The organism is Mesorhizobium shangrilense (assembly GCF_028826155.1).
Classification (GTDB): domain Bacteria; phylum Pseudomonadota; class Alphaproteobacteria; order Rhizobiales; family Rhizobiaceae; genus Arvimicrobium; species Arvimicrobium flavum.
Genome location: NZ_JAQGPN010000001.1, coordinates 1,809,391 through 1,835,198 on the forward strand (window position 1 = coordinate 1,809,391; position 25,808 = coordinate 1,835,198).

General features: G+C 65.5%; 28 protein-coding genes. 3 read left to right on the forward strand and 25 right to left on the reverse strand.

Features of this window, described 5'->3' with window-relative positions:
* The first annotated feature begins 31 nt into the window (after positions 1 to 31).
* Positions 32 to 532 (forward strand): peptide deformylase, encoded by a 501-nt coding sequence (locus PD284_RS08875; protein ID WP_274627843.1) that lies wholly within the window; start codon positions 32 to 34, stop codon positions 530 to 532.
* Between the two features lie 9 nt (positions 533 to 541).
* On the opposite strand, the gene PD284_RS08880 is transcribed toward PD284_RS08875, so the two are convergent.
* The 4 genes from PD284_RS08880 to PD284_RS08895 form a co-directional block, all read right to left on the reverse strand.
* Positions 542 to 1,627, reverse strand: a complete 1,086-nt coding sequence (locus tag PD284_RS08880; RefSeq protein WP_274627844.1) for a nickel/cobalt transporter — start codon at positions 1,625 to 1,627, stop codon at positions 542 to 544.
* Positions 1,628 to 1,631: 4 nt separating this feature from the next.
* Complete coding sequence (locus PD284_RS08885) at positions 1,632 to 2,288, reverse strand: DUF1007 family protein (RefSeq protein ID WP_274627845.1); 657 nt, start codon at positions 2,286 to 2,288, stop codon at positions 1,632 to 1,634.
* A gap of 87 nt (positions 2,289 to 2,375) precedes the next feature.
* Positions 2,376 to 3,278, reverse strand: a complete 903-nt coding sequence (locus PD284_RS08890) for a LysR family transcriptional regulator (RefSeq protein WP_274627846.1) — start codon at positions 3,276 to 3,278, stop codon at positions 2,376 to 2,378.
* The gene (locus PD284_RS08895) at positions 3,278 to 4,612 is read right to left on the reverse strand and encodes an amidase family protein (RefSeq protein ID WP_274627847.1); all 1,335 of its coding nucleotides are present in this window, start codon (positions 4,610 to 4,612) and stop codon (positions 3,278 to 3,280) included. The genes PD284_RS08890 and PD284_RS08895 overlap by 1 nt, the downstream gene beginning before the upstream one ends.
* 538 nt (positions 4,613 to 5,150) lie before the next feature.
* On the opposite strand from PD284_RS08895, the gene odc2 reads away from it, so the two are divergent.
* Positions 5,151 to 6,284 (forward strand): ornithine/lysine decarboxylase, encoded by a 1,134-nt coding sequence (gene odc2 / locus PD284_RS08900; protein ID WP_274627848.1) that lies wholly within the window; start codon positions 5,151 to 5,153, stop codon positions 6,282 to 6,284.
* A 162-nt stretch (positions 6,285 to 6,446) separates the two neighbouring features.
* Positions 6,447 to 6,980, forward strand: a complete 534-nt coding sequence (locus PD284_RS08905) for a GNAT family N-acetyltransferase (protein ID WP_274630582.1) — start codon at positions 6,447 to 6,449, stop codon at positions 6,978 to 6,980.
* Positions 6,981 to 7,067: 87 nt separating this feature from the next.
* On the opposite strand, the gene PD284_RS08910 is transcribed toward PD284_RS08905, so the two are convergent.
* From PD284_RS08910 to fliF, 21 genes are all read right to left on the reverse strand, one after another.
* Positions 7,068 to 7,349, reverse strand: a complete 282-nt coding sequence (locus PD284_RS08910) for an SCP2 sterol-binding domain-containing protein (RefSeq protein WP_274627849.1) — start codon at positions 7,347 to 7,349, stop codon at positions 7,068 to 7,070.
* A gap of 177 nt (positions 7,350 to 7,526) precedes the next feature.
* On the reverse strand, positions 7,527 to 8,048 hold the full coding sequence (locus PD284_RS08915) for a hypothetical protein (RefSeq protein ID WP_274627850.1): 522 nt from the start codon (positions 8,046 to 8,048) through the stop codon (positions 7,527 to 7,529).
* 1 nt (position 8,049) lies between these two features.
* Positions 8,050 to 8,403 (reverse strand): hypothetical protein, encoded by a 354-nt coding sequence (locus PD284_RS08920; RefSeq protein ID WP_274627851.1) that lies wholly within the window; start codon positions 8,401 to 8,403, stop codon positions 8,050 to 8,052.
* Between the two features lie 65 nt (positions 8,404 to 8,468).
* Entirely contained in the window at positions 8,469 to 9,029 is a 561-nt protein-coding gene (locus PD284_RS08925) for a rod-binding protein (protein ID WP_274627852.1), read from the reverse strand.
* A gap of 58 nt (positions 9,030 to 9,087) precedes the next feature.
* Positions 9,088 to 9,474, reverse strand: a complete 387-nt coding sequence (locus PD284_RS08930) for a hypothetical protein (RefSeq protein WP_274627853.1) — start codon at positions 9,472 to 9,474, stop codon at positions 9,088 to 9,090.
* Between the two features lie 2 nt (positions 9,475 to 9,476).
* Positions 9,477 to 10,160: a flagellar biosynthetic protein FliR gene (gene fliR / locus PD284_RS08935; protein ID WP_411956260.1), complete on the reverse strand. Its 684-nt coding sequence runs from the start codon at positions 10,158 to 10,160 to the stop codon at positions 9,477 to 9,479.
* A 65-nt stretch (positions 10,161 to 10,225) separates the two neighbouring features.
* Complete coding sequence (flhA, locus tag PD284_RS08940) at positions 10,226 to 12,316, reverse strand: flagellar biosynthesis protein FlhA (RefSeq protein ID WP_274627855.1); 2,091 nt, start codon at positions 12,314 to 12,316, stop codon at positions 10,226 to 10,228.
* Positions 12,317 to 12,397: 81 nt separating this feature from the next.
* Positions 12,398 to 12,664, reverse strand: coding sequence for a flagellar biosynthesis protein FliQ (fliQ, locus tag PD284_RS08945; RefSeq protein WP_274627856.1), 267 nt, complete (start codon positions 12,662 to 12,664; stop codon positions 12,398 to 12,400).
* A 9-nt stretch (positions 12,665 to 12,673) separates the two neighbouring features.
* Positions 12,674 to 13,069, reverse strand: a complete 396-nt coding sequence (gene flgD / locus PD284_RS08950; protein WP_274627857.1) for a flagellar hook assembly protein FlgD — start codon at positions 13,067 to 13,069, stop codon at positions 12,674 to 12,676.
* Positions 13,070 to 13,075: 6 nt separating this feature from the next.
* Positions 13,076 to 13,528 carry a flagellar biosynthesis repressor FlbT gene (gene flbT, locus PD284_RS08955; protein WP_274627858.1) on the reverse strand — a complete coding sequence of 151 codons (453 nt, stop codon included), beginning with the start codon at positions 13,526 to 13,528 and terminating at the stop codon, positions 13,076 to 13,078.
* Positions 13,525 to 13,872 (reverse strand): flagellar biosynthesis regulator FlaF, encoded by a 348-nt coding sequence (gene flaF / locus PD284_RS08960; protein ID WP_274627859.1) that lies wholly within the window; start codon positions 13,870 to 13,872, stop codon positions 13,525 to 13,527. The genes flbT and flaF overlap by 4 nt, the downstream gene beginning before the upstream one ends.
* Before the next feature lie 16 nt (positions 13,873 to 13,888).
* On the reverse strand, positions 13,889 to 14,938 hold the full coding sequence (locus PD284_RS08965) for a flagellar hook-associated family protein (RefSeq protein ID WP_274627860.1): 1,050 nt from the start codon (positions 14,936 to 14,938) through the stop codon (positions 13,889 to 13,891).
* A 2-nt stretch (positions 14,939 to 14,940) separates the two neighbouring features.
* Entirely contained in the window at positions 14,941 to 16,401 is a 1,461-nt protein-coding gene (gene flgK / locus PD284_RS08970; RefSeq protein WP_274627861.1) for a flagellar hook-associated protein FlgK, read from the reverse strand.
* Between the two features lie 29 nt (positions 16,402 to 16,430).
* Complete coding sequence (locus tag PD284_RS08975) at positions 16,431 to 17,675, reverse strand: flagellar hook protein FlgE (protein WP_274627862.1); 1,245 nt, start codon at positions 17,673 to 17,675, stop codon at positions 16,431 to 16,433.
* Between the two features lie 121 nt (positions 17,676 to 17,796).
* Complete coding sequence (locus PD284_RS08980; RefSeq protein WP_274627863.1) at positions 17,797 to 18,465, reverse strand: response regulator transcription factor; 669 nt, start codon at positions 18,463 to 18,465, stop codon at positions 17,797 to 17,799.
* A gap of 196 nt (positions 18,466 to 18,661) precedes the next feature.
* Positions 18,662 to 19,213: a lytic transglycosylase domain-containing protein gene (locus tag PD284_RS08985; RefSeq protein ID WP_274630583.1), complete on the reverse strand. Its 552-nt coding sequence runs from the start codon at positions 19,211 to 19,213 to the stop codon at positions 18,662 to 18,664.
* Positions 19,179 to 21,014 carry a flagellar hook-length control protein FliK gene (gene fliK, locus PD284_RS08990; protein ID WP_274627864.1) on the reverse strand — a complete coding sequence of 612 codons (1,836 nt, stop codon included), beginning with the start codon at positions 21,012 to 21,014 and terminating at the stop codon, positions 19,179 to 19,181. Before fliK ends, PD284_RS08985 begins: the two co-directional genes overlap by 35 nt.
* On the reverse strand, positions 21,011 to 22,261 hold the full coding sequence (locus PD284_RS08995; RefSeq protein WP_274627865.1) for a chemotaxis protein MotC: 1,251 nt from the start codon (positions 22,259 to 22,261) through the stop codon (positions 21,011 to 21,013). Before PD284_RS08995 ends, fliK begins: the two co-directional genes overlap by 4 nt.
* A complete protein-coding gene (locus PD284_RS09000) occupies positions 22,258 to 23,442 on the reverse strand; it encodes a flagellar motor protein MotB (protein WP_274627866.1) in 1,185 nt (394 codons plus the stop codon). Before PD284_RS09000 ends, PD284_RS08995 begins: the two co-directional genes overlap by 4 nt.
* Complete coding sequence (locus PD284_RS09005) at positions 23,439 to 24,065, reverse strand: hypothetical protein (RefSeq protein ID WP_274627867.1); 627 nt, start codon at positions 24,063 to 24,065, stop codon at positions 23,439 to 23,441. Before PD284_RS09005 ends, PD284_RS09000 begins: the two co-directional genes overlap by 4 nt.
* Positions 24,065 to 25,702, reverse strand: coding sequence for a flagellar basal-body MS-ring/collar protein FliF (gene fliF / locus PD284_RS09010; protein ID WP_274627868.1), 1,638 nt, complete (start codon positions 25,700 to 25,702; stop codon positions 24,065 to 24,067). The genes PD284_RS09005 and fliF overlap by 1 nt, the downstream gene beginning before the upstream one ends.
* Positions 25,703 to 25,808 lie beyond the last annotated feature (106 nt).

The following is a 25,808-nucleotide window of genomic DNA, read 5'->3' on the forward strand; positions in this document are numbered from 1 at the left end:
AGAGGGGCCGCCATGTTCTTGAGGGGTCGGTATGGCTAGTCGACCGATCGTGATGTTCCCCGACGCGCGGCTGCGGGTCGTGGCGGAGCCCGTAGACCTTTTCGGCGCAGACCTGCGCGCACTCGCCGATGACCTCGTCGATACGCTTCATTCGGTCGGGGCGATCGGCATCACCGCTCCGCATGTGGGCATCGCGAAGCGGCTGGTGGCGCTGCGTGCGGCTGCCGGAGAGCCGGTGCGCATCTACGTCAATCCGCAGGTTGCGTGGGCCACGGCGGAGACGGCGCGTCATACTGAAGGCAGCGTCTCCATGCCGGGGGTGACGGAAGAGGTCGAACGGCCGGCGCGAGTGCGCGTCTCATATCGCGACCTCGACGGCGCGGAACAGGTGGAGGAGGCGGACGGCTTCCTCGCCGCCTGCCACCAGCACGAGATCGACCAGCTCGACGGCATGTTCTGGATCCAAAGATTGTCGCCGCTGAAGCGCGACAGGCTGGTCAAGAAGTTCCAGAAGCTGCAGAAGCGTGGGTAGGAATTTCGCTCACGCGCTGAGGCTCGCCCCGAGCAGCAGCAGCCCGAGCAAAAAGACCATTCCCGCGCCGCCGATCTCGATCGCCGCGTGGATGCGGTTGCCCATGCGGCCGTCGCCGGCGAAGGCGACCGCCCAGTTCTTGGCGGTGACCGCCATGGTGGCGAGCGTCGCCACCATGATCGCGGTGCCGAGCGCCATGGCGAAGACCGACAGGATGCCGGCCACCCACAGGCCGTTCAGGAACGCGAAGGTCAGGACGATCAATGCGCCGGAACACGGACGCAGGCCGACCGCGGCCACCGCGGACCATGCCGTCCGCCAGTCGAACCGGTCGCCCGACAGCATGGCCGGGTCCGGCGCGTGGCTGTGGCCGCAGCTCGCGCAGACCTCGCCGGCATGATGATGGTCGTGCGCGTGGTGATGGTGACGGTGATCGCCGTGGGCATGGTGGTGATGGTGGTGATGGCCGTGCCCGTGGTCACGATGCGCGTGGGGATGCGCTTGCGCCGCCGACAGGCTGACTGGCCGGCTACGGCCGAGGACGCCGGCCAGGCGCGGCCACGCCTTCTGCCACAGCAGCCAGGCGCCGAAGAGCGTGATCAGCGCATAGGATGCGATCTCCAGGAAGCGGGTCGCGTCGGTCATCGAGATGGAAGTCCCGCGCAGGGCAAGAAAGACGACGGTCATCATCAGGATGGCGGTGAGCGCCTGCAGGAAGGCCGAGACGAAGGACAGCATCACGCCGCGCCTGAGCGCCACCTCGTTGGCCAGCATATAGGAGGAGATGACCGCCTTGCCGTGTCCCGGCCCCGCTGCGTGGAAGACGCCGTAGGCAAACGAGAGGCCGACCAGCGCCCAGGCGCCGCCGCCGCCGTCGCGCATCGACTTCAGGGCGCCGGTGAGCGACCGGTAGAAACCCTGCTGCTGCACGTTGATCCAGTTCATCAGACCCGCGAAGACGCCGGTCGAGGGCACGGTGGCCTCGTTGACGCCGATGCCCAGCGAACTCTGCGCATGCGCGCGCCCAAGGAAATGCGTGAGCACGTAGGCGACCAGGAGCAGGCCGAAGACGATGCGGATGGTTTTCTTGCTCATCTGGTCATCCTCCGCAGGTCAGTTCGAGCCGCGTGGCAAAGATCTTGCTCATGTCGGTGCCGGCCGGATCGTTGAAGAACGCCTCGGTGAGGCTCTGCTGGTTCTGCGCCAGCGCCTCGTCCGGATCCGGTCGGATGACGGTGCGCGTGCAATTGGCCGGCATGCCGTTGACGGCCATCTGGTCGTCCCGGACGAATTCGATGGCCGTGTAGAAGGTCGGGTCGTAGACGCCGAAGTCGATCTTGCCGGCAAGCTTCAGCGGCTCTCTCGGCTTGCTCTGGAAGAGGATGATGAGCTGGTTGTCCTCGAAGTTGGCGAACAGCTCGTCCGTCTGCATCGCCACGTCCTTGCCGTCGAGGGTGACCAGCTGGAAGTAGCCGAACTCGCCGATGGATTCGTAGACGGTCTTCGACACCTCTCTCAGCTCCGTTTCATCGAGCACGAGGTCCTGGTTGGCGTCGAACTCCATCAGGACGGTGCTGGAGAAGACGTCATCGAAGCGCCAGACATGCTTGAGGGCTGAAACGTTGCCGCCGGAGTCGATGTCGACGTCGAGGCGCGCCTCGGCGAAGACGTGAGGATGAACATATGCCGGCGTCGCGGCCGTCAGCGCAGCTAGGGCGGCGGCAGCGTGAATCGCAACTCGAGGGAGACTTCGCATGGGCTGTAAGGAAACCTCAGGAAACAGTGGAGATCGGACCCAAAGCGGGCGGAAATTGGACGGGGGCGGCGGGTGCGTCAGAGATGCTCACTCGTTGCGGCCGTTCGCCTTGAACCATTGCACCAGAAAATCCACCAGCACGCGCACCTTCGCCGGCAGGTAGCGGCGGTGCGGATAGACGGCGAAGATGCCGGCATTGTTGGGCAGAAAGCCGTCGAGGACGCGGACCAGCCGGCCGGCGCGCAACTCCGGCTCGGCGATGAAGTCCGGCAGGATGCAGAAGCCCAGCCCGGCGAGGGCGGCGGCGCGTGCAGCGAGCGGGCTGTTCACTTCGAGCGGCCCGGAAACGGACACCGAGAACGGCTCACCGTTCTCCCGCCGGAACTGCCAGTTGGACAGCCAGCGGCCGTTGGTGTCGATGATGCAGGGCAGGCCGGCCAGATCCTGCGGCCTGGTCGGCATGCCGTGCGTTTCGATCAGCTCGGGAGAGGCGGTGATATAGACGGAGAACGGGGCGAGCTTGCGGGCGATCAGCGACGAGCTTTCCATGCGCGTGATGCGGATGGCGAGGTCGAAGCCTTCCTCCACCATGTCGACGAAACGGTCGTCCAGATGGATCTCAAGCACGATGTCGGGATGCTGCTTGGCGAAGTCGATCAGGCAGTGGCCGATCTCGGCATCCGCGAAGCTGCGTGCGGCGGAGAGTTTTATGCGGCCGCGGACGTCCCCGGAGGTGTCGCGCACGGATTCCTGCAGGCTGTCGATCTCGTGGATCAGTTCGGAAGCGCGCTTGTAGTAGCTGTGCCCGGCCTCGGTCAGCGAGAACTGGCGCGTGGTGCGGTTGAGCAGCAGCGTGCCGAGTTCGTCTTCCAGTTCTCGCACATATTTTGACAGCAGCGCCTTCGAGCGGCCGATCTTGCGGCCGGCTGCGGAAAACCCCTCGGCCTCGACCACGTCGATGAAGGCGCGCATGCGGGTGAGCGTGTCCATCAGGCTTTCCCAGCGTGTTTCAGGATGCGCCGTCCGAGCCGGATCAGCGTCATGTCGCTGCCGGCTGGGCCGAGGAGGGACAGGCCGAACGGCGCGCCGTGGACACTGCCCAGCGGCAAGCTGATCTGGGGGAAACCGGAAAGCCCGGACCAGCAAAGCAGGCGGATGGCCTGCTCGCGGAAATTGCTGAACACCTCGGCGCTTCCGTCGCTCGGCGGGGCGACGCATGGTGCCGTGGGCAGCACGAGTACGCCATCGTCCGACAGGAGATCCGCCAGCCAGCGGGTGAAGGCTTCGCGGCGCGTGGTCTCTTCCGCCACCTCCTGATCGGTGACGGTCTTGCCGAAGAGGAAGCGCGCGCGCGTCGCCTCGCCCATTTGGCGGCCCGGCCTTCCGATCCAGTCGCCATGCGCTTCCCACGCTTCGCGGGCCTGCAGCTTGCGCATGCACCAGTAGAGTTCGTCGATCGACTGCGGCGGAGGAGCGGCGTCACGGGCGGGGCCGAGTACATCGGCGGCGATGGCGGCGAGGCGGCGGTATTCCGCGGTCTCGTCGGGGCCCATGAGCAGGGCGTCGAGGGCGGCAATGCGGAGGGGGCGGGTAAGGGGGCTTTTCTCCGCCCTCGAGGGGGAGATGCCGCCAGAGGCGGCAGAGGGGGTAGCCTCAGAAGGTGGCGCCGACTTGGCGTCGCGCGCCGCCGCAACGACCCCACCCCGGTCGGCTGTGCCGACCGACCCTCCCCTCGAGGGGGAGGGGGACCCTGCGCCCAGTAGCACCTCTCCCACACTCTCATACGTATCGATGTCCTTTGCGAACCAGCCGAAGGTGTCGAAGGACGGCGCGAGCGGCATCGTGCCTTCAAGCGGGATCGCCCCGTGTGTGGTGCGCAGGCCGATCAGGCCGCAGAAGCTGGCCGGCGCGCGTACCGAGCCGCCAGTGTCCGAGCCGGTTGCGATATCGACGAGCCCGCCGGCCACCGCCGCTGCCGATCCGGACGAGGAACCTCCGGTCACGCGGCCCGGAGCGGCGGGGTTTATGGGGTGGGGGAAGTGGACGTTCTGGCCGAGCATCGAGAAGGCGAGTTCCTCGGTCTGGGTCTTGCCGGCGAATCGCGCGCCCGCATCGAGCAGCGCCTGCACCGCCGGGGCCGAGGACAGCGCCGGCTGCGCCTCGGCAAATCGTTGCGGATTGCCCCATCCGGTCTTCAGGCCCGCGACGTCGAAGATATCCTTGACGGCCAGCGTCAGCCCCGCAAGCGGGCCAGATTGTGAATTGGAAACAATGACTTCGGGAACACCCAGGAATGCGTTGAAAGGGTCGCGATCGATCGACATTGTTCATCCCTTGAAGACAATGCGTTCAGCATCGTTCAGGCCGTGCATTTTTTCAACAGGGCCTTCGATTTTCGTTGATTGTGACGCGCATCAAAACTATATGCGCGCTTGCCCAAAGTCGCACGTGCCTGTGGGCGTCCCCCGATCCTCGAAATGGCGAGGCAATCGGGACGGTACCCGGGAACTAACGAGCCCGGTCGGTTCAGCGGCCAACCGCCGATCCGAGGACGTCTTGAAGCAACGACGGTGCGGGCCTTTCTGGTGTCTGCCGAGCGTCCAAAGCTCGGGGTTACTGAAGAGGCACACCTTCATTGCCGGCAGTGCGGTAGGGATTCCCTTCCAAGCCAAGGCAGACAAAGCGAGCTTGAGCCCGCAAGGCTTTCGCTCACCGCCGCGTGAATCGCGTTCTCGGGTCCAGCGCCTCCAAAGACTGGGCTCGCGTCGTTGTCTCACGCCTTTGTTTGACCGCATGTCCGCGTGGCCGACGCCCGCGAGCATGATCCCTTGCGCGCGCCCGAAAGGCGCTTTGGAGAGACTGATGGCAACGCAGCGCGTTCTCGACTTCCTCGCCACCCGACGCCCGAACGGCCCATGCCTCGTGGTCGACCTCGACGTCGTGCGCGACAATTTCCACGCCTTCGAGAAGGCGCTTCCCGATTCCAAGATCTACTACGCGGTGAAGGCAAACCCGGCGCCGGAGATCCTGCGCCTGCTGGCCTCGATGGGCTCGTCCTTCGACACCGCGTCGGTTGCCGAGATCGAGATGGCCATGGACGCCGGCGCGCCCGCGGAGCGCATCTCCTTCGGCAACACCATCAAGAAGGAGCGCGACATCGCGCGCGCCTTCGAGCTGGGCATCGGCCTGTATGCGGTCGACTGCGTCGAGGAGGTCGAAAAGGTGGCGCGGGCTGCTCCCGGCTCACGCGTGTTCTGCCGCGTGCTGACCGATGGCGAGGGCGCCGAGTGGCCGCTGTCGCGCAAGTTCGGCTGCGTGCCGGCAATGGCGATCGACGTGCTGCGGCGCGCCAGGCAGCTCGGCCTCGACGCCTATGGCGTGTCGTTCCATGTCGGCTCGCAGCAGTGCGACCTCTCCGCATGGGACCGCGCGCTCGGCGACGCCAAGCGCGTCTTCGCGACGCTGGCCGAGGAGGGCATCGTCTTGAAGATGGTCAACATGGGCGGCGGTTTCCCGACGCGCTACCTGAAGGACGTGCCGGCGGCGCAGGCCTACGGCCAGGCGATCTTCGAGGCGCTGTCGAAGCACTTCGGCAACCGCATCCCGGAGACCATCATCGAGCCAGGCCGCGGCATGGTCGGCAATGCCGGCGTCATCAAGTCGGAAGTCGTGCTGATCTCGAAGAAGGCCGACAACGACAACGTGCGCTGGGTCTACCTCGACATCGGCAAGTTCGGCGGCCTCGCCGAGACGATGGACGAGGCGATCCGCTACCCGATCGTGACGCCGCATGACGGCAGCGAGGTCGCGCCCTGCGTGCTCGCCGGCCCGACCTGCGATTCGGCGGACGTGCTGTACGAGAAGACGCCGTACCCGCTGCCGCTGTCGCTGACCATCGGCGACGAGGTGCTGATCGAAGGCACCGGCGCCTACACGACCACCTATTCGGCGGTCGCCTTCAACGGCTTCGAGCCACTCCGATCCTACGTGATCTGAGGGGCTCCGGCCCCTCAGATCGCCCTGTCGCCGGCAGCAGGCCGGCGGCGGGTTCGCTCGTGGAACAGACCTCCGCTTGTGAAGAGGATCGCTACAATGAAAGCCCAGAACATAGCGGCGAACTCAGCCGCCAATTGGCCGATCTTCCCCTCAAAGGGGGAGATGGCTGCTGTCTCCATCGTCGCCGAGACGGCGGCGGACGAAGCCTCGCGCGAAGCGCTGCTCGACCGCGCCATGGGGCCGGGCCGCAGGCGCAAGTCGTCGGAGAAGCTGCGCCGCGGCCGCAAGCCGTCGGAAGGGCTGGCGTTCGTCGCGCGCGGCGCGGACGGCGCAGTCGTGGGAACGGTGCGGCTGTGGGACGTCACAGCAGGAGAGAACGGCGTCGGCGCGCTGCTGCTCGGTCCGCTGGCCGTCGACCCGTCGCTGAAGAGCGCCGGCGTCGGCTCGGCGCTGATGCGGCTGGCGATCGGTGAAGCGCGGCGGCTCGGCCACAAGGCCATCCTGCTGGTGGGCGATGCGCCCTACTATGCGCGGTTCGGCTTCTCGGCGGAGAAGACCGGCGAGCTTGCCATGCCGGGACCCTATGAGCGCCACCGGTTCCTGGCGCTGGAGTTGGTCGACGGGGCGCTCGACGGCGCGAAAGGCGTGCTCAAGGCGGCGGGGCGCAAGCTGCCGAAAATGGCTGCTGCGGCGTAGTAGGGAAAACCCACGATCGGCGCGTGCGACCGCGCCGGCTTGGTGAAATGCAAAGAGGCGCGCCGGTGGACGGCGCGCCTCTTTGCCCTAAAGCACCTGGCTGAGCGCCATGGCGACCGACATGTCGCCTTCCACCTTCAGCTTGCCCTGCATGAATGCCGCGGTCGGATTGAGTTCGCCCGCCACCAGAGCCTCGAGATCGTCGAGCGCCAGGGTGATGGTGCAGTCCGCCGGAGCGTCGGTGGTCGAGATCGTCGCGCCGTCGATGACGATGACGCCGTCAGAGCCGGTGTCGAACTTCACCGAACGGTCGAATCCCGACCCCTCGACACGCGAGCGCATCTTCTCCGCAACGTCCTGAATAGCCATTCTTTCTCTTCCCTCGCCGTTGAAGCCGATTTCCAGACCGGCGCACGTCCGCGCAAGATCATACCTTGACGACATAGGGTCATGTGACGTTTACGTCAACGTTATCGCCGGCGCTTTTGATCCGTATCGCATCGACCTGAGATCGGGCGAGTGGACCAGAGCTTTCGCCGGGAGGCGCTAATGCGACGGCTTCTCGGCGGTAAATTTGGGGGTCTTCATGTCGGAGACGCGACGGCGCAGGGCGTTGTCGCGGATCTCGTCCTTCGACAGGTAGTCGACCTGCTCGACCAGGATCTCGTGGACGAGCTGCTCGCCGACACGCTTGTTGATCGCATCCCGCATCTGGCTGCGAAAGGCGTCGAGATCGAGCGCGGTCGGACGCGTGAAGTCGATCTCAGGGCTTCCGAAGAGGTGGGAATAGAGCACGTCCGTGATCATGCTGTCGGCGGGGACCGAGAGCCTTGCCATCACCGACGGATCGACGGTGTAGACCAGCTTGGTGAGGAAGTATCCGGTGACGGCCGACTGCTTCACCACCGGCACGGGTATGACGTCTGTCTTGATGTAGTCGAGCCCGCCGAGGAGCGGATTGACCGCTTCTGTCCCCTCGGGCTTCGCCGCCGATGTCTGGAAGGAATAGAAAACTGCGCCGAGCGTGGCGGCGCAGATCCAGATCGCTGCGGCGATGAACTTGATCATGCTATCGGCCGAACTCGTGCGACGAATACGTGCCGTCCGTTTCGGCACGCTGTATCGCCGACTGGATCAGGGATGCGACTTCTCCGACGGCGTCGAGGTGGGCGCGGATCATGATCTCGTTGCGCTCGAGTTTCTTGCGGAGCCGGAGCATGCCATCCCGATGCTCGATGCCGAGTTCGTGCTCGCTGATGCCCTTCATGGCGCGCGTCAGTTCGTAGAGGCCGCGGCTCTTGCGGGCATTCGAGGCTTTCAGGTCGAAGTTCAGGTCGGTGTGGATGGCGGCCGTCTCCTCGTCCACCGTCTCCTCGATACGGCTGATGATGGCAAGGAGGCTCGAGGGCCGCCCCGCAGACATGTCAGGCATCGCGGCGCGGACGGGAAGTTGAGCGCTATAAGGGGTGTAGTCCATCGATCAAACCATCATTTCTTGAACAGTCCGGCGCCATTCGCCGCCTGAGTGCCGATCTCGCGAGCGAGCTGCCGCTCGATCTGGTCGACGAGCGCGGTCGCCACGGCCGACGGCGCGCCGATGCTCAGATCAGCGTGAGGCGTAACGCCGGCGACGGGAATCTTCGTCTCGCCCTGCATGTGAAAGTCGCCGAAGATGCGGTCTGCGATGCCGATGCCGCCGCGTTCGGCGACGACGCCGGCGATCTTCTCCGCCATCATCGACTTCCACATGTCGCCGGCGATGCCCTGGCCATAGGTGCCTTCGGCGTTCTTCGGCATCATGGACGAGATGAAGGTCTGGAGGATCATCGCCTCGAACTTGCGCGATGCATCGGGAAGCGAATCCTGGGACGTCGTGCGCGAAAGCGCCGGAGCGGAGGCCACCTGGAGCGGCCGGGACTCGACCTCAAAAGGAACGTCGGCAGGCCCGTGCGCCCTGCGCAGCAGTTCGGCGCGAGCGGCTTCTACCGCCGTGGGTTCGGCGGCGCGGGCGACGTCGAGCACAATGTCGCTTGGAGGGGAAATGGCCAACGGGCGCGCCTCTCGTGGGTGGTCCGTGCAACTATCGCCGCACAAGCTTGTGGCAACCTTACCCGGGCGGTCGGCGAACATTCATGATCATCTCCAGACGCTCCTGGTCGCCTTGTTCGCGCTCCTCCTGCCGGCGCGCGTCACGGTAGTTGCGCTCGACCAGATTGGTGCGTGCGGTGGCGGTCGCGACGAGCTGCAGTTCCTGCTCGGCGGCGGCGCGGCTCGCCTCGCCGCGGGTCAGGGCGCTTGCGATCCGGTTGTTGTAGACCTCGGGGAAGAGGGCCGAAAGCGAGTCATCCCGGTTGAACCGCTCGGCGATCTCGGCCGCCTCGCGGGCCGCTTCGGCAGCCGCCGCGACATGGCCGGCATGGCGCGTCTCGTGCAGGGACTTCAACTGCTCCTGTACGGAAAGCAGCTTCTTCAGACGGTCAACGCGTGACGCCATGACTACCTTCCTATGGTGACCGGGACAAAGCTGTCGGCGACGAGGCTCAGCATCGTGCCGATCGAGAAATAGAGGATGAACAGCCCGCCCGTGATCACGAAGGGCAGCGAGATGAAGTAGACCGGAATCTGCGGCGTCAGCTTGTTGACGAAGCCGACCGTCAGGTTGACCAGGATCGCGTAGGCGACGAACGGGCTGCCGATGCGCAGCATGACGAAAAAACTCTCCGACAGCGTGTCGGTGAGATCGACCAGGGCAGCCTGGGGGCGGAAGGCGATGTCGACCGGAACGATCTCGTAGGAATCCACCAGCGCGCGCACGATCTCATGGTGGAAGTCGAAGACGAAGAGAAGGAGGAGGGCGGAGAAGGAGATCAGCGCGCCGATCGCCGACTCCGGCTCGCCATCCTCGATGCCCGGCCCGTTCATGCCGCCATAGCCGATCAGCATGGCGATCGCCGAGCCCATGAACTGCAGCGCCAGGATGTAGAAGCGGGTCATCAGCCCGATCAGCCCGCCGATCATGAGTTCGGAGGCGATGAGCGGACCCAGGACGCCCGGCCGGCGGTCGGCGAACGGCGCGATCTGGTCCCACAGCGAGACGAGCAGCGCGCCGGTGACGGCGAGCGCGATGAAGAGCCTGATCTGGATCGGCAAGCGGATGCTGGAGAAGCCCGGCATCACCATGAAGCAGGCGCCGATGCGGCAGAACGCCAGAAACGCCGCGATGACAGCGGTTTCGGCGACCTGGTTCACGAAATGGCGCCGAGCACGCGCAGTTCAACCCCCTTGGCGATCTCGACATGCGACAGGATGGGAAGGGTCGAGAACAGCCGCTCGATGATCATGCGCACATATGGGCGTGCGTCGGGCGCCGTCACCATGACGAAGCGCTCGCCGGCGTCGAGATGCTTGCGGATCGCCTTCGTCGCCTCCTGGCCGAATTCTTCCAGCTGGCGCGGGTCGATGTCGAATTCGCGCACCTCGCCCTTGGCGTCGCGCTTGAGGCTCTGGTGGAAGGCGAGGTCCCAGCGGTTGCCGAGGCGCAGCACCTTCAGCACGCCGTTCTCCGAGAGGTCGCCGCAGATCTGCTGGGCCATGCGGATGCGAACATGCTCGACGATCTGCTCGGTCCGGCGCACATGCGGCGCGATCTCGGCGATCGCCTCGATGATGAGGTGCAGGTTGCGGATCGAGACACGCTCGGCGAGCAGCAGCTTCAGCACCGCCTGCAGGCCCGGATAGGAGATGTGCGAGGTGCAGATCTCCTCGGCCAGCTTGCGGTACTCCGGGTCCTGCCGGTCGATCAGCGCCTTCATATCCTTGTAGGATAGCAGCTGAGGCAGGTTGTTGCGGATCACTTCCGAGAGGTGGGTCAGCAGGACCGACATATTGTCGGCAAAGGTGAACTGCTCGCGCTTGAGGTCCTCAGCGAACATTTCCGGCACCGACCAGGCGCGCATGCCGAAGGCCGGTTCCTTGACCTCTTCGCCGGGGATATCCGGGGCTTCACGATTGCCGAGCAGAACCATGATCTCGCCGACGCGCAACTGGTGCTCGGCGACGACGGTGCCGTGAATCTTGATCTGGTAGCTCTTGGACGGGATCGTGTAGTCGTCGGTGACGCGCACTTCGGGCACCACGAAGCCGAACTGCTGGGCGAACTTCTTGCGCATCTTCGACATGCGGAAGGCGAGTTCCTGATGCGAGACGAGCAGCTTCGTCGACAGCTGCTTGCCGATGAGAAGCTCGATTTCGGCCGTCTTCAGCGATTCCTTGACCGAGTCGCGCTCAGCCTCCTGCTTCGATAGTTCCTGCTCCTGAGCCACCGCTGCAGCCTCCGCCGCGACGCGCTTCTGGCGCATCGGCACGACGTAGCCGATCGCCGCCATCGCGCAGGCGAGCGCGAGGAACGGGAACAGCGGGAGGCCCGGCATCAGGCCGAGGAAGAGCAGCAGCGCGGCGGCCACATAGAGGGCTCGCGGATAGGCGCCGAGCTGGCCGAACACTGCCTGGTCGGCGGAGCCGCGCGTGCCGCCCTTGGAGACCAGCAGACCCGCCGCCAGCGAGACGATGAGCGCCGGGATCTGGGTGACGAGGCCGTCGCCGACGGAGAGTTTTACGAACACGTCCGATGCGTCGCCGAGGCTCATGTCGTGGCGGAAGTAGCCGATGACGATGCCGCCGATGATGTTGATGGCGGTGATGATGAGGCCGGCGATGGCGTCGCCGCGCACGAATTTCGAGGCGCCGTCCATGGAGCCGAAGAAGGAGCTTTCCTCCTCGAGTTCGCGGCGGCGCAGCTGAGCCGTCTTCTCGTCGATCATGCCGGCGGAGAGGTCGGCGTCGATCGACATCTGCTTGCCGGGAATGGCGTCGAGGGTGAAGCGGGCGCCGACCTCGGCGATGCGGGTCGCGCCCTTGGTGATGACGATGAAGTTGACGATGATCAGGATGATGAAGACGATCAGGCCGATGACGAAGTCGCCGCTCATCACCAGCTTGGAGAAGCCCCCGATCACGTGGCCGGCGGCGTGCGTGCCCTCATTGCCGTGCGAGAGGATCATGCGCGTCGTCGCAATGTTCAGCGACAGGCGCAGCATGGTGGCGATCAGGAGCACCGTCGGGAAGGCGGAGAAGTCGAGCGGCCGCTGGATCCACAGCGCCACCATCAGGATCAGAACCGAGATGGCTATCGAGAACGCGAGGCCGACGTCGATCAGGAACGCGGGGATGGGGAGGAACAGCACCGCCAGGATGACGACGATGCCGAGCGCGAAGAAGACGTCGCGACCGCTGCCGCCGTCGGCAGGCTTTGCGGCAATCGTTTCGGTCAGGGCCATTCGCACATGCTCCATCGGGCGCGTAGGCGCCCATGTCAGGAGCCTAGACGGCGAAGCTTGTGCGAGGGTGAGGACGAGGCGCTAGAATCCCGTCTCGATGCGCTCGAAGATGACGTTCGAGAACGCGGCGAGCTGGCCGCCCATGTAGGAGCCCGTGAAGGCGACGACGATGAGGATGGCCAGGATCTTGGGGACGAAGGTAAGCGTGATTTCCTGGATCTGGGTCAGCGCCTGGACCAGCGCGATGGCGACGCCGACGATCATGGCGACGGCCACCGCCGGGCCGGCAGCGACAAGCACGGTCCAGATGGCGAACTGGACGATATCGAGGGCATCAGCCTCGTTCATGGCGAAATCTTAGCTTATCTTGACGCCGGGAGTGATCGATATTTCCTTGCCGCCGTCGGTGACGGCCACCAGGCCGCTCCCACCGAGCTTCACTTCCTTGACGACGCCGGAGACATTGCCGTCCTCGGAGGTGACGGTGCGGCCGATCAGCGAAGCGGCCTGTGACAGCGACGACGCCTGCAACATCTGGTCCAGCTTCTGGTTCATCTGAACAGACTGCTCGACCTGCGAGAAGGCCGCGATCTGGGCGACGTACTCAGTCGATTCCATCGGGCTCGTCGGGTCCTGGTTCTTCATCTGCGCGATCAGCAGCTTCAGGAAGCTCTGGTAGTCGACGGAGGTCTTCGATGCAGCCGTCTTCGGCGTGTAGCCGGGCGGCAGGGTCGTGTCGAAAGAGATCGGCATGCTTTGCTACTCCCCAACGGCTGTGGCGAATGGACGTTCGGTGACTTCCCGGCGGTCGTCGGCGGCCTGGCCGGCGAGCGCGGCGGCCTCCTGCGGATAGAGCGCGCGGATCGAGCGCAGCGCCTCGAAGAGCTGGCCCTCGCCGACGAGACGGTCGACTTGCTTGAGGCCATTGCTGATCTCGGGGTTTTCGAAGCTCGCAAGCAGCATGGTCAGCGACTTGCGGAACATGTCGCGCGCCTCCCCGGCGCCGCTTGGGTTCATCAGCATGACCTGGGCGATGAAATAAAGCTGGCGAAGCGGGGTCGTCGCGTCCTCCACCTGGAGTACGTGGCTCTCCAGAAGGAAGCTCACATCGTTCAGGAACTCGAGACTCGACTTGCGCTCGACGCGGATCACCGCGCCGTTGACGTAGATCTTTTCGCCGGGCTTCAGCGTTATCTTGAGGGTGTTCTTCATTGAATGCCGTCGCGAATGATCTGGCTGACCTCGATGATGCCGTCAAAATTGTCCGAGCGGCCCTGGCGCAGGTCTTCCGCCTCGCGCATCAGCCACAGGCCGATGGAGATGAGGTTGGCCCGCAACTCCTTCGGGAGCGCGTTTTCGGGGCTTCCCAGGTCTTCGATCAGCGAGGTCCACACGCGGTTGGTGAAATGGATCGCCTCGACAGTCTGAAGCGAGTCCACGCCCGCCTGGCGCGCCTCGGAAAGAAGGTCGATCGAGCGGGTGAGCAACTGACGCTCACGGTCCCGCGCATCGGCAATCGAGTCGGTCTGAACGTCGGCGTATGAGAATTGGTACATGGCGCCCGGGTGCCCTCTATAGGAACTTCATGAGGCTCAGTTTCTGCAAGCGCGCGGTGAGCGAGTAGGAAAGCTCGATCTGATCCACGAGGGCAGTCACGCGCGTCGAGGCTTCGTATGGATCGACGCCCTCCATCTTTCCGATAGCGCTCTCGAGGACGCCGGCCTGCACCGCCATGCGATCGGTGGCCTTGGTGACCTGCTGCTGGACGACACCGAGTTCGGATTGCGCCTGTGTGAGCTCCGCGATGGATTCGCTGACCATCTTGTATGCACGGTCGAGCATCGTCGCCTTGGCGGCCGGGCTCATGTCGGGCGCCGACATCATGTCGTAAATCGTCGTCGCGGCCATCGCCAGCTTGCGGATGCCGTCGATGTTGCCGGTGACGGAGGTCTTCAGCGTCTCGTTGAGCGCGACACGGCTGGTGATCTGCTCGTCGCTGGCGTCCGACCAGTTCGCCTGCCATCCGGCGCCGAGGAACTGCGGCTCGACGACGGTGGTGAGGAACGTGTCCATCTGGCCTGCGGTGATGCCGGCAGCCGCGGGGTCGGATTGCGGGAAACCGAAGAAACCAGCAAAGGCCGCATCGAATGCGGCCTTGGCGGGCGAACCGGCGGCGGTATAGTCGCCGATGGGCTTCACGTCGGTGTTGATGCCGGCGAAGATGTACTCGCCGTTGACGCTGGTGTTGAGGATGGAGGTGAGGGTGTCCAACGTGGCCTTGGCGTCGCCGCGGGTCACGCCGGCAGTGGCGTCGCCGCCGATGCCCGCAGTGAGCGTCGACAGGAACGCTTGCGCGCGCTCCTCGAGCTGCTTGAGCGAATTCTGTGTCGAGGTGAGGCGGGAAGCGACCAGGCCGTTCTGGCTCTGGATATGCTCGAGACGATCGAGGTCCCGCCACATGGTGACCGATTGCGACGTCCGGGCCCCAAAGGCGAGGCCACGGTCGGCGACTCTGAACGTCTGCGCTTCCTTGTTGGCGCTGACGAGTTCGGACTGCATGCGCGCGAGCTGGTAGCGCAGGGACTGGGAAGAGCCGACGGTGGAAACGAAGGTCGTCTTCATGGCTACCTCACCGCGGCCAGTAGCGCGACCAGCATCTCATCGACCGCCTTCAGGATGCGGGCGGAGGCTTCGTATGCGTTCTCGAGGTCGAGCAGCAGCGTCATCTCGGTGTCGACGTTGACGCCGGTGGCGTTGGACAACGCCTCCTGGGTCCGCATCGCAAGCGCTTCCTTGGCCTCCATGGCGCGCGATGCGTCCTGGCGCACGCCTTCGAACCAGCCGATCGAGTTGCTGGCGTAGGTCAGCACGCTGGCCGAGCTGCCGTTCTGGGCGGCGAGATCGAACGCGATCGGCTGATCGAGGCGGTCGCCATACTTCATCAGCAAGTCGGAGTAGGAGGCGGCGTTGGAGGTGTTGGAGATGTAGGCCGCGCCGTTGGCGCCGCCGTCCCGCAAGAACTCGGGATTGCCGCCGACCGAGGAATCGAAGGCAGCATTCAGGCGGATCACGCCGGCAAGGCCGTCGACAAGGGCGCCCGCCGCCGGCATGCCGGGAGCGCCCGGCCAGGTGAACAGGCCCGGCCGATCCGGCATGACCGCAGATGGGTCGGTCTCGGCGAAGGCCGCGATCATTCCGCGCGCGACCTCGTCGAGCTGGCTCTGCATCGTGGAGGCGACACTGTCGCGCAACTGGACCAGGCCGGCGAGCTTGCCTGACGCGTTGGTGTTGCCCCCCGAGCCGCCGGCGAGGGGGACGCCGTCGACATAGACCGCGTTGCCGGTCGCGCCGGCCGAATAGCCGGCGAGCGGCTCGAACGCGACTTTGCGCGGAACGGTCTCGAACAGGGTGGAGCCGTTGCCGGCCATGATCACCATGTCGTTGTCGCCGCGCGTGAAGGTGGAGATCGGGACGAGCTCCGAAATGTTCTTCAGGAGACCGTCGCGCTGGTCGAGAGCCTGGGAGACGTCGCGGCCGGCCCGTGTGCCGCTGATGATCGCCCGGTTGACGTCTTCGAAGCGCGCCAGAAGATCGTTGAGCTCGCCAACGCTCGTGGCAATGTCCGCATCCGTCTCAGCCCGGAACGACTGGATGGACCCGGTGCCTGCATTGAGCGTGCGCGCGACGTGGCGCGCGGCGTCGATTGCGACCTCTGCGAGATTGCGGTTGGACGGGTTGGCCGCATAGATGTCCAGCGCCTTCTGAAGCTCGGCGAGCGCTGCCGCCGGGGCAGTCGCGTTGTCGGCGCCGTTCACCGCGATGCCCAGCCGCTCCATGCCGTTGAGCAGTGCGCTCTGTGCGGCGTGGGAGGAGCCCGCCACGAGATTCTGCCGGAACAGGAGTTCGTTCGTGGCCCGCTGGATCTGGACGACGCGGGCGCCCGGCCCCGTGCTCGATACGACTGCGATGCGTCGCGTGTGGTCGGGGTCGCGGGCCCCGGCCACGTTCTGCGAAACGACGCTGGTCTGGCGGGATGTCGCCAGGAGCGCCGATTGTGCAATGTTGAGCGCAGTAGTAAGCGACATATCCGATACTTCCGCAGCCTGGATTCAGGCTACCTCTTCAGATTGACCAGGACGTCCATCAGGTCCGAACCTGTCTGGAAGACCTTCGAATTGGCGGTGTAGGTGCGCTGGGACTCGATCATCGTCGTCAGTTCCTCGGCGATGTCGACGTTGGAGTTCTCAAGCGCGCCGGACACGATGGTGCCCAGGCTGGCCGTCTGCGCAAAGCCGACCTGGAGGTCGCCTGAGTCCTGGTTCGCCGAATAGACGTTGCCCGGGAGCACGGTTAGGCGATCGGGGCTCGCCACGTCGGCGAGGGGGATCTTGTAGAGGGGCTTCAGCGAGCCGTTGGCATATTGCGCAAAGATGGTGCCGTCGCCGTCGATGACGATCTGGTCGATGGGGCTGGGCGGGTTGCCGTTCGCCTTGGCGTCGAGCACCGTGTACTCGCCTCCCAGTTCGCTCATCTGCGACAGGTCCATGGTGAAGGGCTGACCGCCTGGGACGGTGAAGCTGATCTCGGGTGGCGCGTTGGTGATGCTGCCGTTCGCGGGATCGAAGGTGAGCGTCTGGGTGGCCAGCGGACCGGCGCTGTAGGGGAACGTCGTCCCCGGGGTAGCCAGCGACTGATCGTAGATCTGCATGTCCCAGGTATTGTCGGCGGTCTTGGTGAAATAGACGTCGACCAACACCTCGCGGCCGACATTGTCATAAACCACCAGCGAGGACTTTGCCGTGTACTGGGCGCCGGCCGCGTTCGTCAGGGCGGGCAGTGGCGCCGCGTCGGCCGGCAGTTTCGCCTTGAACAGACCGATGGTGCTCGGATCGGCAGACAGCTCGTCGTCGCGGATGACGACGGTCTCCAGACCGGCAGTGCCGTTCGCGGTCGCAGCCGGATCGCCGTTCGCGTAGCTGTAGGCCATGAGCTTGAAGCCGGCGGCGTTCACCAGCTCGCCCTCGGCGTTCGGGACAAACGCGCCCGCGCGGGTGAGATAGGTCTGGCCGTTGGCGTTCTGCACGACGAAGAAGCCGTCGCCCTTGACCGCCAGGTCGGACGCGGAGGTCGTGTACTGGAGCAGTCCCTGCTGGCTGATGGTGTTCATCACCGTCGTGTTCACGCCGCCCGAGTTGTAGCTGTTGGGCATGTTGGACATGAGCAGCGACGAGAATTCCGTCTTCGAGCGCTTGTAGCCGGTCGTACTTGCGTTGGCGATATTGTCCGCAACCGTCGAGAGGCGGTTCGCCTGGGCGTTCATGCCGGACACGCCGGTACGCATCATTCCGTATAAGCTCATCCAACGTCTCCTCGGTGTTACTCTCCGCAGGAAGCCATGCTAGCCGGACATGCTTGCGTGAGGCTGTTCCCGGGTTGGCCGGAGGGTGGACGTGGAGTGAGCCGCACCCAACCGGCTGCCCTCAAACGACCAGCCGGTAGCCGAGGAAACGCTTCGAATCGATCGGATCGTAGCCGAGCTTCTCGCGCAGCTTCTTGCGCAGCTTGGAGATGTGGCTCTCGATCACGTTCTCTTCGACTTCCTCGTCGAAGAGGCCGTAGATCGCGTTGAAGACCTGGGTCTTGGTGACGCGGCGGCCGCAGTTGCTTGCGAGGAATTCGAGGATGCGACGCTCGCGGCGCGGCAGCGGCAGCGGCTCGCCGTTGATCTCGGGATCGCGGCCGTCCAGGAAGATCTTCATGGCGCCGATCTCGGTGTAGTTCGTCTCCTCGCTGGCGCGGCGGCGGATCGCCGTGATGCGCGCCAGGATTTCGCGGATGTGCACCGGCTTGCGGATGACATCGTCGACGCCGGACTCGAAGAGCCGCAGCGTGTTCTCGAGCGAGTTCTGCTCGCTGAGCGCGATGACCGGGGCGCTTGTGCGTCCCCTGATCTGACGCGGCGACACCTTGTCCTCCGGGCAGTCCCCGATCAGGATGGCCCGCACCGACTTCAGATCCTCGTCGGCCGCGCTCGAGACCCAGTCGCCGAATTCGCTCGATGCGAACCCTGCGCTCGCGACCCCTTCGCGGTCGAACATCGAGCAATAACCATCCGTCACGAGCTCGCGCTCGTCTACAATCACTATCATCGGCCCGCCTTCCGAATCAGTCTTTGAAACTTTGTTGCTCGACATTCTCGCGAGAGGCGTTTTCCAACAACGCCAAATTCTTACGGACGAGAATTAGGGATGCGCGCGAAGGCGACTTCGCCGGGCGCGGTTTCCGCGGCAAACGCAACCGAGTGTCGAAGAGGGAAAGAGGCGCGACTACAACCGCGAGGCTATCCTACTGGTTGCAGAACTCCCGCGCGTTGGCCGTCCATTTGCCGAAGCCCGTCGCCACCATATTGGCGATGACGCGGCAGACGTATCGCTTTTGGGCAGGGTCGTTGTCGGGGCCTGCGTGATAGCGCGCGACGGCCATCGACCAGCTCGTGTGGCGCTCTTTGAGCTGCTTGAGAAAGCGTGCTGCATAGTCGACGTTCTGGCGTGGGTCGAACATGTCGGAGAGACTTCTGAAGTGTTCGCCATGATAGTGCACATTGATCTGCATGCAGCCGACGTCGATCAGCTTGGCGCCCTGCCCACGCGCTTCCGCGAAGGCGGAAAGCGCGGCGGAGCGATTTTCCGGAAAGAGTGATTTTCCTTGTATGTTCATGGCGTTAGGCTGCAGAGTCCCCTTCTTCCCGGTCTCCGTCAGACCGACCGCATAGAGGATGCCGGCCGGAATGCCGTAGCGCTCCGATGCCCGAACGATCTCGGGTTCGCAGGGGTTCGCGGCGGCCATGGCGGCAACCGGCGCGCTAGATAAACAGGCCGCTGCCAGAGCGAGCTTCATGAGCTGGCGAGGATGCCGGACCAGCCTGGACGCCATTCTGGGTGCCTCCGTTCGAAGATGATCCGCGCCGGTCCTCGGAGCTGTGCCCCGACGACCCTCCGGCTTCGGAAAATTGCTGCTGCTGACCGCCGGAAGATGGCGTCGGTGACCCATTCTCAGGCTTGGGATTTGCAACCTGAGGTTGCTGCACCGTCACCTGGTCGACCTGTAATCCGATGCCCCGCAGCGCCTTCACGATGGCGTCGCTGTCGAGGTTCAGCCGCTCATAGGCTTCGATATTCTCGGGCATCATCTCGACCGTAAGCGTGTCGCCGGCCATGCGAAGGGTGGCTGTCACCACGCCGAGTTCGATGGGGCGGAGCTGGATCTTGAGGCTGTGTGGCGCAGAGGAGACAGTTTCGGCCTCGGGGAGGCTGGCAGCGCCGGTGCGAGCAACCGGGGAACTCGCCAGGAACGGCTCGACGATGCTGGCGACCGTCGGGGCCGAGCGCATCGGCGTGAGCGGAAGCTCTGCCGCCCTTGCGGCCGAGCGGTCGGCGGCTCCGGATGGGGCAGGGGCCTCATCGCGATCACGCGATTGTGTTCCCGACCGGATGTCAGCCTGTTCGTCTGGCGAGGGCTGTGTTGCTTGAACCCGCTTCGTTTCCATTGTCGTGGGCTCGGAACCATGGGGTTCGCGCGTCGCAGAAGCGCTCTCCAACTCGCTCGCTGCCCCTGTTTGCCCCGCTCCCCCGGCGGATAGGCGCGTCGCGCCCGCACCAAGGGCGACGAACGCTTCGGCCGCCTGCTGCGGCGTCAATGCCACTGCTGCGCCGAAAACGTCCATGCGCACAGCGCCGCCAGGACGGACAGCTGGACTGTATCCCTCGGACGGGCCGATGCGTTCGACCGCAGGTGCCGGCTTCAGGTTGCCAGCCGGGTCGATATCGGGCCGCTGCCGTGAGTTCACCACCGGCTCCGATGCCGGTTCGGAAGATCGGGCATCGGCAGGTCGCGCAGCGTGCGGAGCGGCCGCATCGCGCTCCGGACGAGCGTCGGTGCGGCTGTCGCCGAGCATTGCTGCAATGCCGGCGGCAACACGCGCGTTCGGCGCCGGCTCGGCATCTGCCTCCAGAACTGCGACCGGTTGCCCGACTACGGCTGCGCCGTCCGTCGCGCGCGACGCTGCCGGCGTCGACTCCCGGAGAGGCTGGGCATCCTTCGCTTGTGGCGTGTCGGACGACGACAGACCGCGGTCGGCCGGCATCTGATTGTGCGCAGAGCCCGCTTCACGCGACGACCCCGCGGCTTGTTTGGCAGTCTCCGCGCCAGCGCGTTCCCGGCGAAGCGCCACCTGCGTCTCGCCGCTGGATACGGAGTTTCCAGTACGGGCGTCCGCCGCCCGAGCGTTGCGGGCATCATCCGGCGCCGTTCTGACCTGCGCAGCGGCTTCGAGTTCTGCCGCGCCGTGCAGGACGATGCTGCCCGCATCTTCGTCATCCGTATGGCGCGCGGATTGGGATTCGTCGGCCTCGCCCAGCTTGTCCCCCGTCCGTGGTTCAGGTTCGGACGCGGTGGCCTCGTCCGCGAGAGGTGGAGGCTCCCTCTCGCCGGAACTGGCCAGATGGGCGGCCAGCTTGCGCATCGGCTCGTTCTGTTCGGTTGCGGCAATCCCGCGGCCGCGCGCTTCACGCCGGTCGCCATGCGAATGCAACGCGCTGTCGAAGCTGCTTGCGCCATCATCGCCGCGAGTGCCGGCGTGAGCGGAAACGCTTTTCGGCTGCGACGGCGCGATGAATTTTGGGACCATGAGCGGGTTCATTTTGCCCCTTCAAGCATCTTGTCGATCTCACTCAATTTGGCGCGCGTCGCGGTAACCATGGCCGCGGCCGGCCCGGGGGCCGTTGGCGCGACGTCAGTACCGGCTGCGGGCGAGGTCTGCGCCGCGTCGACCTGGGGTGCTGGGGCTGGCGCCGCCCTCCGCTCGTCGGGCGCGGCGGCCGGTTCCGCGATGAAGGACGAAGCATTCAGGCTGGGCCGGGCGGTGACCTCGGTGACCACGGATTCGGCCGCTTCGAGAAGCCGGATATCGCTGTCGGCCAGCTTCTTGCGATCGATGCTCTTCAGCTTGGCGGCTACGTCTTCGATGTTTTCGGAGGTCAGTGTCGACAGGCTGGAATAGAGCTGGGAGCGTGGGTCCCGCAGACCCGGTTCCGACGCGCCGTCGGCGCGCGCAGAGGCGAAGGCGGACAGCTCGACGAGGCCCTCGATCGCAGCGCGGCGCGCCAGGCGCAGATAGATCACCTTGCGCTGATCCGCATCCATCATGGCGGTGATGTCGTCGATCGCCTGGTAGTCCAGCGAGGCGTGGAGGATGAGGATGCCGGTCACGAAGGAGTCGGCGAACTGGCTGGCGTAGGGCGAGCGCAGGAAGCGGTGCACATACTGGGTGGCGGCGAGGAAGAAGCGGTCGGCCTGTCCAAGCGATGCGTGGATCGCAAGCGAGCGCCGGAGGGCTGCTTCCTCCACCAGCGTCCCGGGGCCGAGGAGGCGCGCCGTATCGAAGTGCCTGAGTGCGGTTGCATGATCAGCGGCGGAGCTGACCGCCCCCTTCACCAGAGCGAAGAACGCCCCGATCTCGGCCGGCATGGCGCTCGGATCGACATCGGAAAGCGCGCTCTGCGCGCCGTTGGGATTGCCGTTGAGGTAGGCCAGCACGCCGGCGCCCAGGATCTTGTCCTCCTGCGAGATCGGGGTGCGCCTCAGGACGGCCGCCAGTGTCAGCGGATTGCCGCCGCTCATGCCGTAGATCAGAGCGGCGCGCACATTGCGGGCCTCGCCGAAGTCGTCGTCACTCGCCGCGCGCAGCCGTCCGTCGATGAGCTGCAGCAGCTTGTTCTGCATGGGCAAGGCCGCATGGTCGCCAGTCGCGATACGGTCCTGCAACGACTGCAACGAGCGTACCATCTGGTACGGCTGCAGCGATGACTGCTCCTGGGCGACGGCAGTTGCCATCCCGCCGTGGAAGGCGATCACCGGCGCGATGATCCAGGCCGCCGCGACCCTCATCCACCGGTCTCCAGCAGGATCTCGATGCGTCGGTTTTGCGCCGCCATAGGATCGGAGGGGTTTTTGAGCTTGCGGTCTGCGAAGCCGGCAACCTGGACGATACGGTTCTCGTCGAGACCCGACCGCGCAATCATGTAGTAGGCGGAATGGGCGCGGGCGGTAGACAGGCGCCAGTTGTCGTACTTGTCGTCACGGAATGGCCGTGCATCGGTGTGGCCGTCGACGACGATCGCGCCCTTGTGGCCAGAGAGCACCTTGCCGATCTTCTCCATGGCGCGGACCAGTTCCGGGCGCGGCACGGCCGAACCAATCTCGAACATGCCGAAATCGAGCTCCTCGGTCACGGAGATCGAGATCCCACGCTCTGTCGCAACGACCGAAATGCCATCTCCGATCGCTCCTTTGCCGAGCGCGTCCGCCAGTTCCTTCTCGATCTGCTTGGCCTGCGCGATGTCGGCGGCGCTCGGCTGGCCGTCAGGCTTCCTGCCCGCCTGATCCGATTGGCCTACCTCGTCCGATCCAGATGACTTGCGGCGCTCGGCCTTCGTGTTGCGCGTGTCGATTTCCGGCGCCTTATCGTCCGTGTTCTCAACCATCTCGACCTGCTGTGACCAGAAGTCCGGGGCAAACGGGTCGCGATAGGACTGCCCGCCGTCTGCGCCGCTCGCGGGTCCGGCGGCATCGGTGCCGCCTTCCCCCTTGGTGCTGATGTTCTGGCGCATGTCGGTGTTCGCCGCGATCTCGGCGAGGACAGCGTAGGGATCGGCGAAGAGCTTGTCGTCGGCGCGCGTGTCGGAGGAGTCCGTACTCAGCGCGGTGTCCTTTTGTGTCCGTCCGTCGGTGTTGGGCCCGGTGCTGTCGGCGGGGCCGGCGGCATCCATGCCCTTGTCCTCGCTGGCGCCGAGGGGATTGGGCCCGTTGCCGATGTCTTCGAGACCCCTGGTGCTGGAGTTGCGGTCGATCAGCTTGACCGGGTTGAAATAGCTGGCGACGGCGCTCTTGGTCTGCTCGTTGGCAGCATTGATGAGCCACATGACGAGGAAGAAGCACATCATCGCGGTCATGAAATCCGCGAAGGCGATCTTCCATACGCCGCCGTGATGGCCCTCGTCGTGGTCGCCACGGGCGTGGCGGACGATGATGATCTCGTGCTTCTGGCCGCCGTCGCTGACAGTGCTCAAGGCAGTGCCTCGCCAATTGTGGCCGACCACTCGCCGAGCCTGGTTTCAAACAGCGTATCGTCGATCGCGACAGTGAGGTCGAAGCCCGACGTCTCGCTGAAATCGCACTGGTCGGCGAGCGGGCCGAGTGCGGCGCCGAGGGCTTCGAAGAGCGACGGCGGGCCTGACACCTTCAGGCGTACGGCTTCGCGATCAGCGAGCGCGGCGCGAATCCTGGCCGCAAGCTGCTCCACGGAGCGCCGGGCGAGGTCATCGCCCAGGAATGACGACAGGATGCGCGCGACGGCGCCGGAAGCCAGCGTCGAAAGACGCGCCTCGGCCGTTTCCATCGCGGCGGCAATGCTGGCCCCGGCCGCCGCGCTCAGGCTCGCGCGCAGGTCGGCCAGCTCGCTGCTGTGATGCGCGCGTGCGGCCTCCAGCGCGGCTTCGGAGGCTGCGCTCATCTCGCTGCGGACGCGCGCCTCGACAATGGCGACCTCGGCCGCGACGATGCTTGCGACGTCCATTTCGGGCTTTACGGTCGGTTCCGGCGGGGCACGCATGGTCTGAACCACCGCCGCGGCGACAGACGCGGGCTTGCTGCCAAAGTCGGGCAAGAGGTCGACGAGGGCTCGCGCGGCCATCACGCCGCCTCTTGCCGCGCCCACTTGCGCAGGATCTGGGCGGTGCGTTCCTCATTGAGGTCGACCATGCGCGCCAGCCGGTCCTGCGGAGCAGGGCGCAGCCGCTGGCGAAGGTCCTCGAGGGGGTTGGCGGCTGCGCCAGCCACACCGGGGAGGGCGGCCATGCCGGGATCGTTGGCGACAGCCGCGCCGTCCGGGCCTGGCAGCGTGCGTTGAACCTCATCGAAGCTCGGACCGGCCGCGGCAGGCTTCGCCAGGGCAGCGGTCATCGGCTTCAGGCCGAACCAGACGAGCAGGAACGCCACGACGATGAAGGCTGCCGCATTGATGAGCGTCCCGGCCTGCTCGCCCACGCGGTCCATGATGCCTGCTTCGGCGATTTCCACGCCATCCAGCCCGTCGATGAATTCGACGGCGGAGACGTTGATCACATCGCCGCGACCCTCGTTGAACCCGGTTGCGGAGGCGACCATTTTCTGGATCTCGGCGATGCGCTCGCCGACCTGATCGGGCGTCGCGTTCGGTCCAAGCACATTTGCAAGGCGCTGCTGGTTGACGACCACGGCGACAGACATCTTGGTCAGCGAGTAGCCGTTGCTCGTCGTGGCGATCCGCTTGGTGTTCATCTCGTAGTTGGTGGTCTCTTCCTTGCGCTCGCTCGCTTCGGAAGATTCCGGGCCGGCCGTCGGCTGGTTGTCGGACTCGGGAAGGTTCTCCTCCACGGTCGCAGGCGTGGCCGCCGACTTCTGGCTGGCGTTCTCGTTCGCCCTGACCACCTGTACCGAGCGTTCGACGCGCGATTCCGGATCGAAGATCGTCTCCTCGGTCTGGCGGGTGTCGGTGTTGACCTCCGCCTTGACGCTGGCGCGGAAATTGTCCGGGCCGAGATAAGGGGCGAGCGCGCGGCGGATGTTCTCCTCGATCTCCATCTCGACGGAACGCTCGAAGACGAAGTTGCGGTTGGCGCTGTTGTTGAGAGGGTCGTCGCCGGCGGCGAGGAGCGTACCGTTGGAGTCGAGGATGGTCACCTTCTCGGCGTCGAGGCCGGGAACGGCGGCGGCGACCAGATGGCGGATCGCATTGGCGCTGCGGTCGGCATTGAAGCCGGCGGTGCGGACGACGACGGAAGCCGAGGGCTGCTGCTGGTCGCGGCGGAAGCTGGCGCGCTCGGGCATGACCAGGTGGACGCGGGCGGCGCGGATGCCGGCGATCGTCTGGATGGTGCGGGCGATCTCCCCTTCGAGGGCGCGAACGCGGGTGATCTCCTGCATGAACGAGGTGAGGCCGAGCGAGCCGACATTGTCGAAGAGTTCGTAGCCGGCATTGGCGCTGGTGGGCAGGCCCTTCTCGGCGAGCAGCATGCGGGCCTTGGACGTCTTGCCGGCCGCGACCATGACCGTGGTGCCGTCGGACGCGACGTCGAACTCGATGCCGGCCTCACCCAGCACCATTCCGATCTGGTTCACGTCCTGGCGCTCAAGCCCCACATAAAGCGTCTCGTAGGCCGGCCGGTTCAGCCAGAGCGATCCGACGATGACGACGGCAAGCACCAGCGCAGCAACGCCGCCCATGATGGCGAGGCGTCGGGGCCCGATGCCCTGCAGGTTCGTGATCAGTGTTTTCAGTTGCTCCGGCACGAAACTGGTGCTCCCGCGAGAATGTCCGGCCGCGAGTCTAGTCAGCGAAGCTTGTGCGAAAATGAAATCGGGCCGTCAGAGACGGCCCGGAAATCAGAAGCTTGAC

Coding starts and splice junctions, on each gene's coding strand:
- PD284_RS08875 (WP_274627843.1), top strand. CDS start 32: ATGGCTAGTCGACCGATCGTGATGTTCCCCGACGCGCGGCTGCGGGTC.
- PD284_RS08880 (WP_274627844.1), bottom strand. CDS start 1,627: ATGAGCAAGAAAACCATCCGCATCGTCTTCGGCCTGCTCCTGGTCGCC.
- PD284_RS08885 (WP_274627845.1), bottom strand. CDS start 2,288: ATGCGAAGTCTCCCTCGAGTTGCGATTCACGCTGCCGCCGCCCTAGCT.
- PD284_RS08890 (WP_274627846.1), bottom strand. CDS start 3,278: ATGGACACGCTCACCCGCATGCGCGCCTTCATCGACGTGGTCGAGGCC.
- PD284_RS08895 (WP_274627847.1), bottom strand. CDS start 4,612: ATGTCGATCGATCGCGACCCTTTCAACGCATTCCTGGGTGTTCCCGAA.
- odc2 (WP_274627848.1), top strand. CDS start 5,151: ATGGCAACGCAGCGCGTTCTCGACTTCCTCGCCACCCGACGCCCGAAC.
- PD284_RS08905 (WP_274630582.1), top strand. CDS start 6,447: ATGGCTGCTGTCTCCATCGTCGCCGAGACGGCGGCGGACGAAGCCTCG.
- PD284_RS08910 (WP_274627849.1), bottom strand. CDS start 7,349: ATGGCTATTCAGGACGTTGCGGAGAAGATGCGCTCGCGTGTCGAGGGG.
- PD284_RS08915 (WP_274627850.1), bottom strand. CDS start 8,048: ATGATCAAGTTCATCGCCGCAGCGATCTGGATCTGCGCCGCCACGCTC.
- PD284_RS08920 (WP_274627851.1), bottom strand. CDS start 8,403: ATGTCTGCGGGGCGGCCCTCGAGCCTCCTTGCCATCATCAGCCGTATC.
- PD284_RS08930 (WP_274627853.1), bottom strand. CDS start 9,474: ATGGCGTCACGCGTTGACCGTCTGAAGAAGCTGCTTTCCGTACAGGAG.
- fliR (WP_411956260.1), bottom strand. CDS start 10,160: ATGGTGATGCCGGGCTTCTCCAGCATCCGCTTGCCGATCCAGATCAGG.
- flhA (WP_274627855.1), bottom strand. CDS start 12,316: ATGGCCCTGACCGAAACGATTGCCGCAAAGCCTGCCGACGGCGGCAGC.
- fliQ (WP_274627856.1), bottom strand. CDS start 12,664: ATGAACGAGGCTGATGCCCTCGATATCGTCCAGTTCGCCATCTGGACC.
- flgD (WP_274627857.1), bottom strand. CDS start 13,069: ATGCCGATCTCTTTCGACACGACCCTGCCGCCCGGCTACACGCCGAAG.
- flbT (WP_274627858.1), bottom strand. CDS start 13,528: ATGAAGAACACCCTCAAGATAACGCTGAAGCCCGGCGAAAAGATCTAC.
- flaF (WP_274627859.1), bottom strand. CDS start 13,872: ATGTACCAATTCTCATACGCCGACGTTCAGACCGACTCGATTGCCGAT.
- PD284_RS08965 (WP_274627860.1), bottom strand. CDS start 14,938: ATGAAGACGACCTTCGTTTCCACCGTCGGCTCTTCCCAGTCCCTGCGC.
- flgK (WP_274627861.1), bottom strand. CDS start 16,401: ATGTCGCTTACTACTGCGCTCAACATTGCACAATCGGCGCTCCTGGCG.
- PD284_RS08975 (WP_274627862.1), bottom strand. CDS start 17,675: ATGAGCTTATACGGAATGATGCGTACCGGCGTGTCCGGCATGAACGCC.
- PD284_RS08980 (WP_274627863.1), bottom strand. CDS start 18,465: ATGATAGTGATTGTAGACGAGCGCGAGCTCGTGACGGATGGTTATTGC.
- PD284_RS08985 (WP_274630583.1), bottom strand. CDS start 19,213: ATGAAGCTCGCTCTGGCAGCGGCCTGTTTATCTAGCGCGCCGGTTGCC.
- fliK (WP_274627864.1), bottom strand. CDS start 21,014: ATGAACCCGCTCATGGTCCCAAAATTCATCGCGCCGTCGCAGCCGAAA.
- PD284_RS08995 (WP_274627865.1), bottom strand. CDS start 22,261: ATGAGGGTCGCGGCGGCCTGGATCATCGCGCCGGTGATCGCCTTCCAC.
- PD284_RS09005 (WP_274627867.1), bottom strand. CDS start 24,065: ATGGCCGCGCGAGCCCTCGTCGACCTCTTGCCCGACTTTGGCAGCAAG.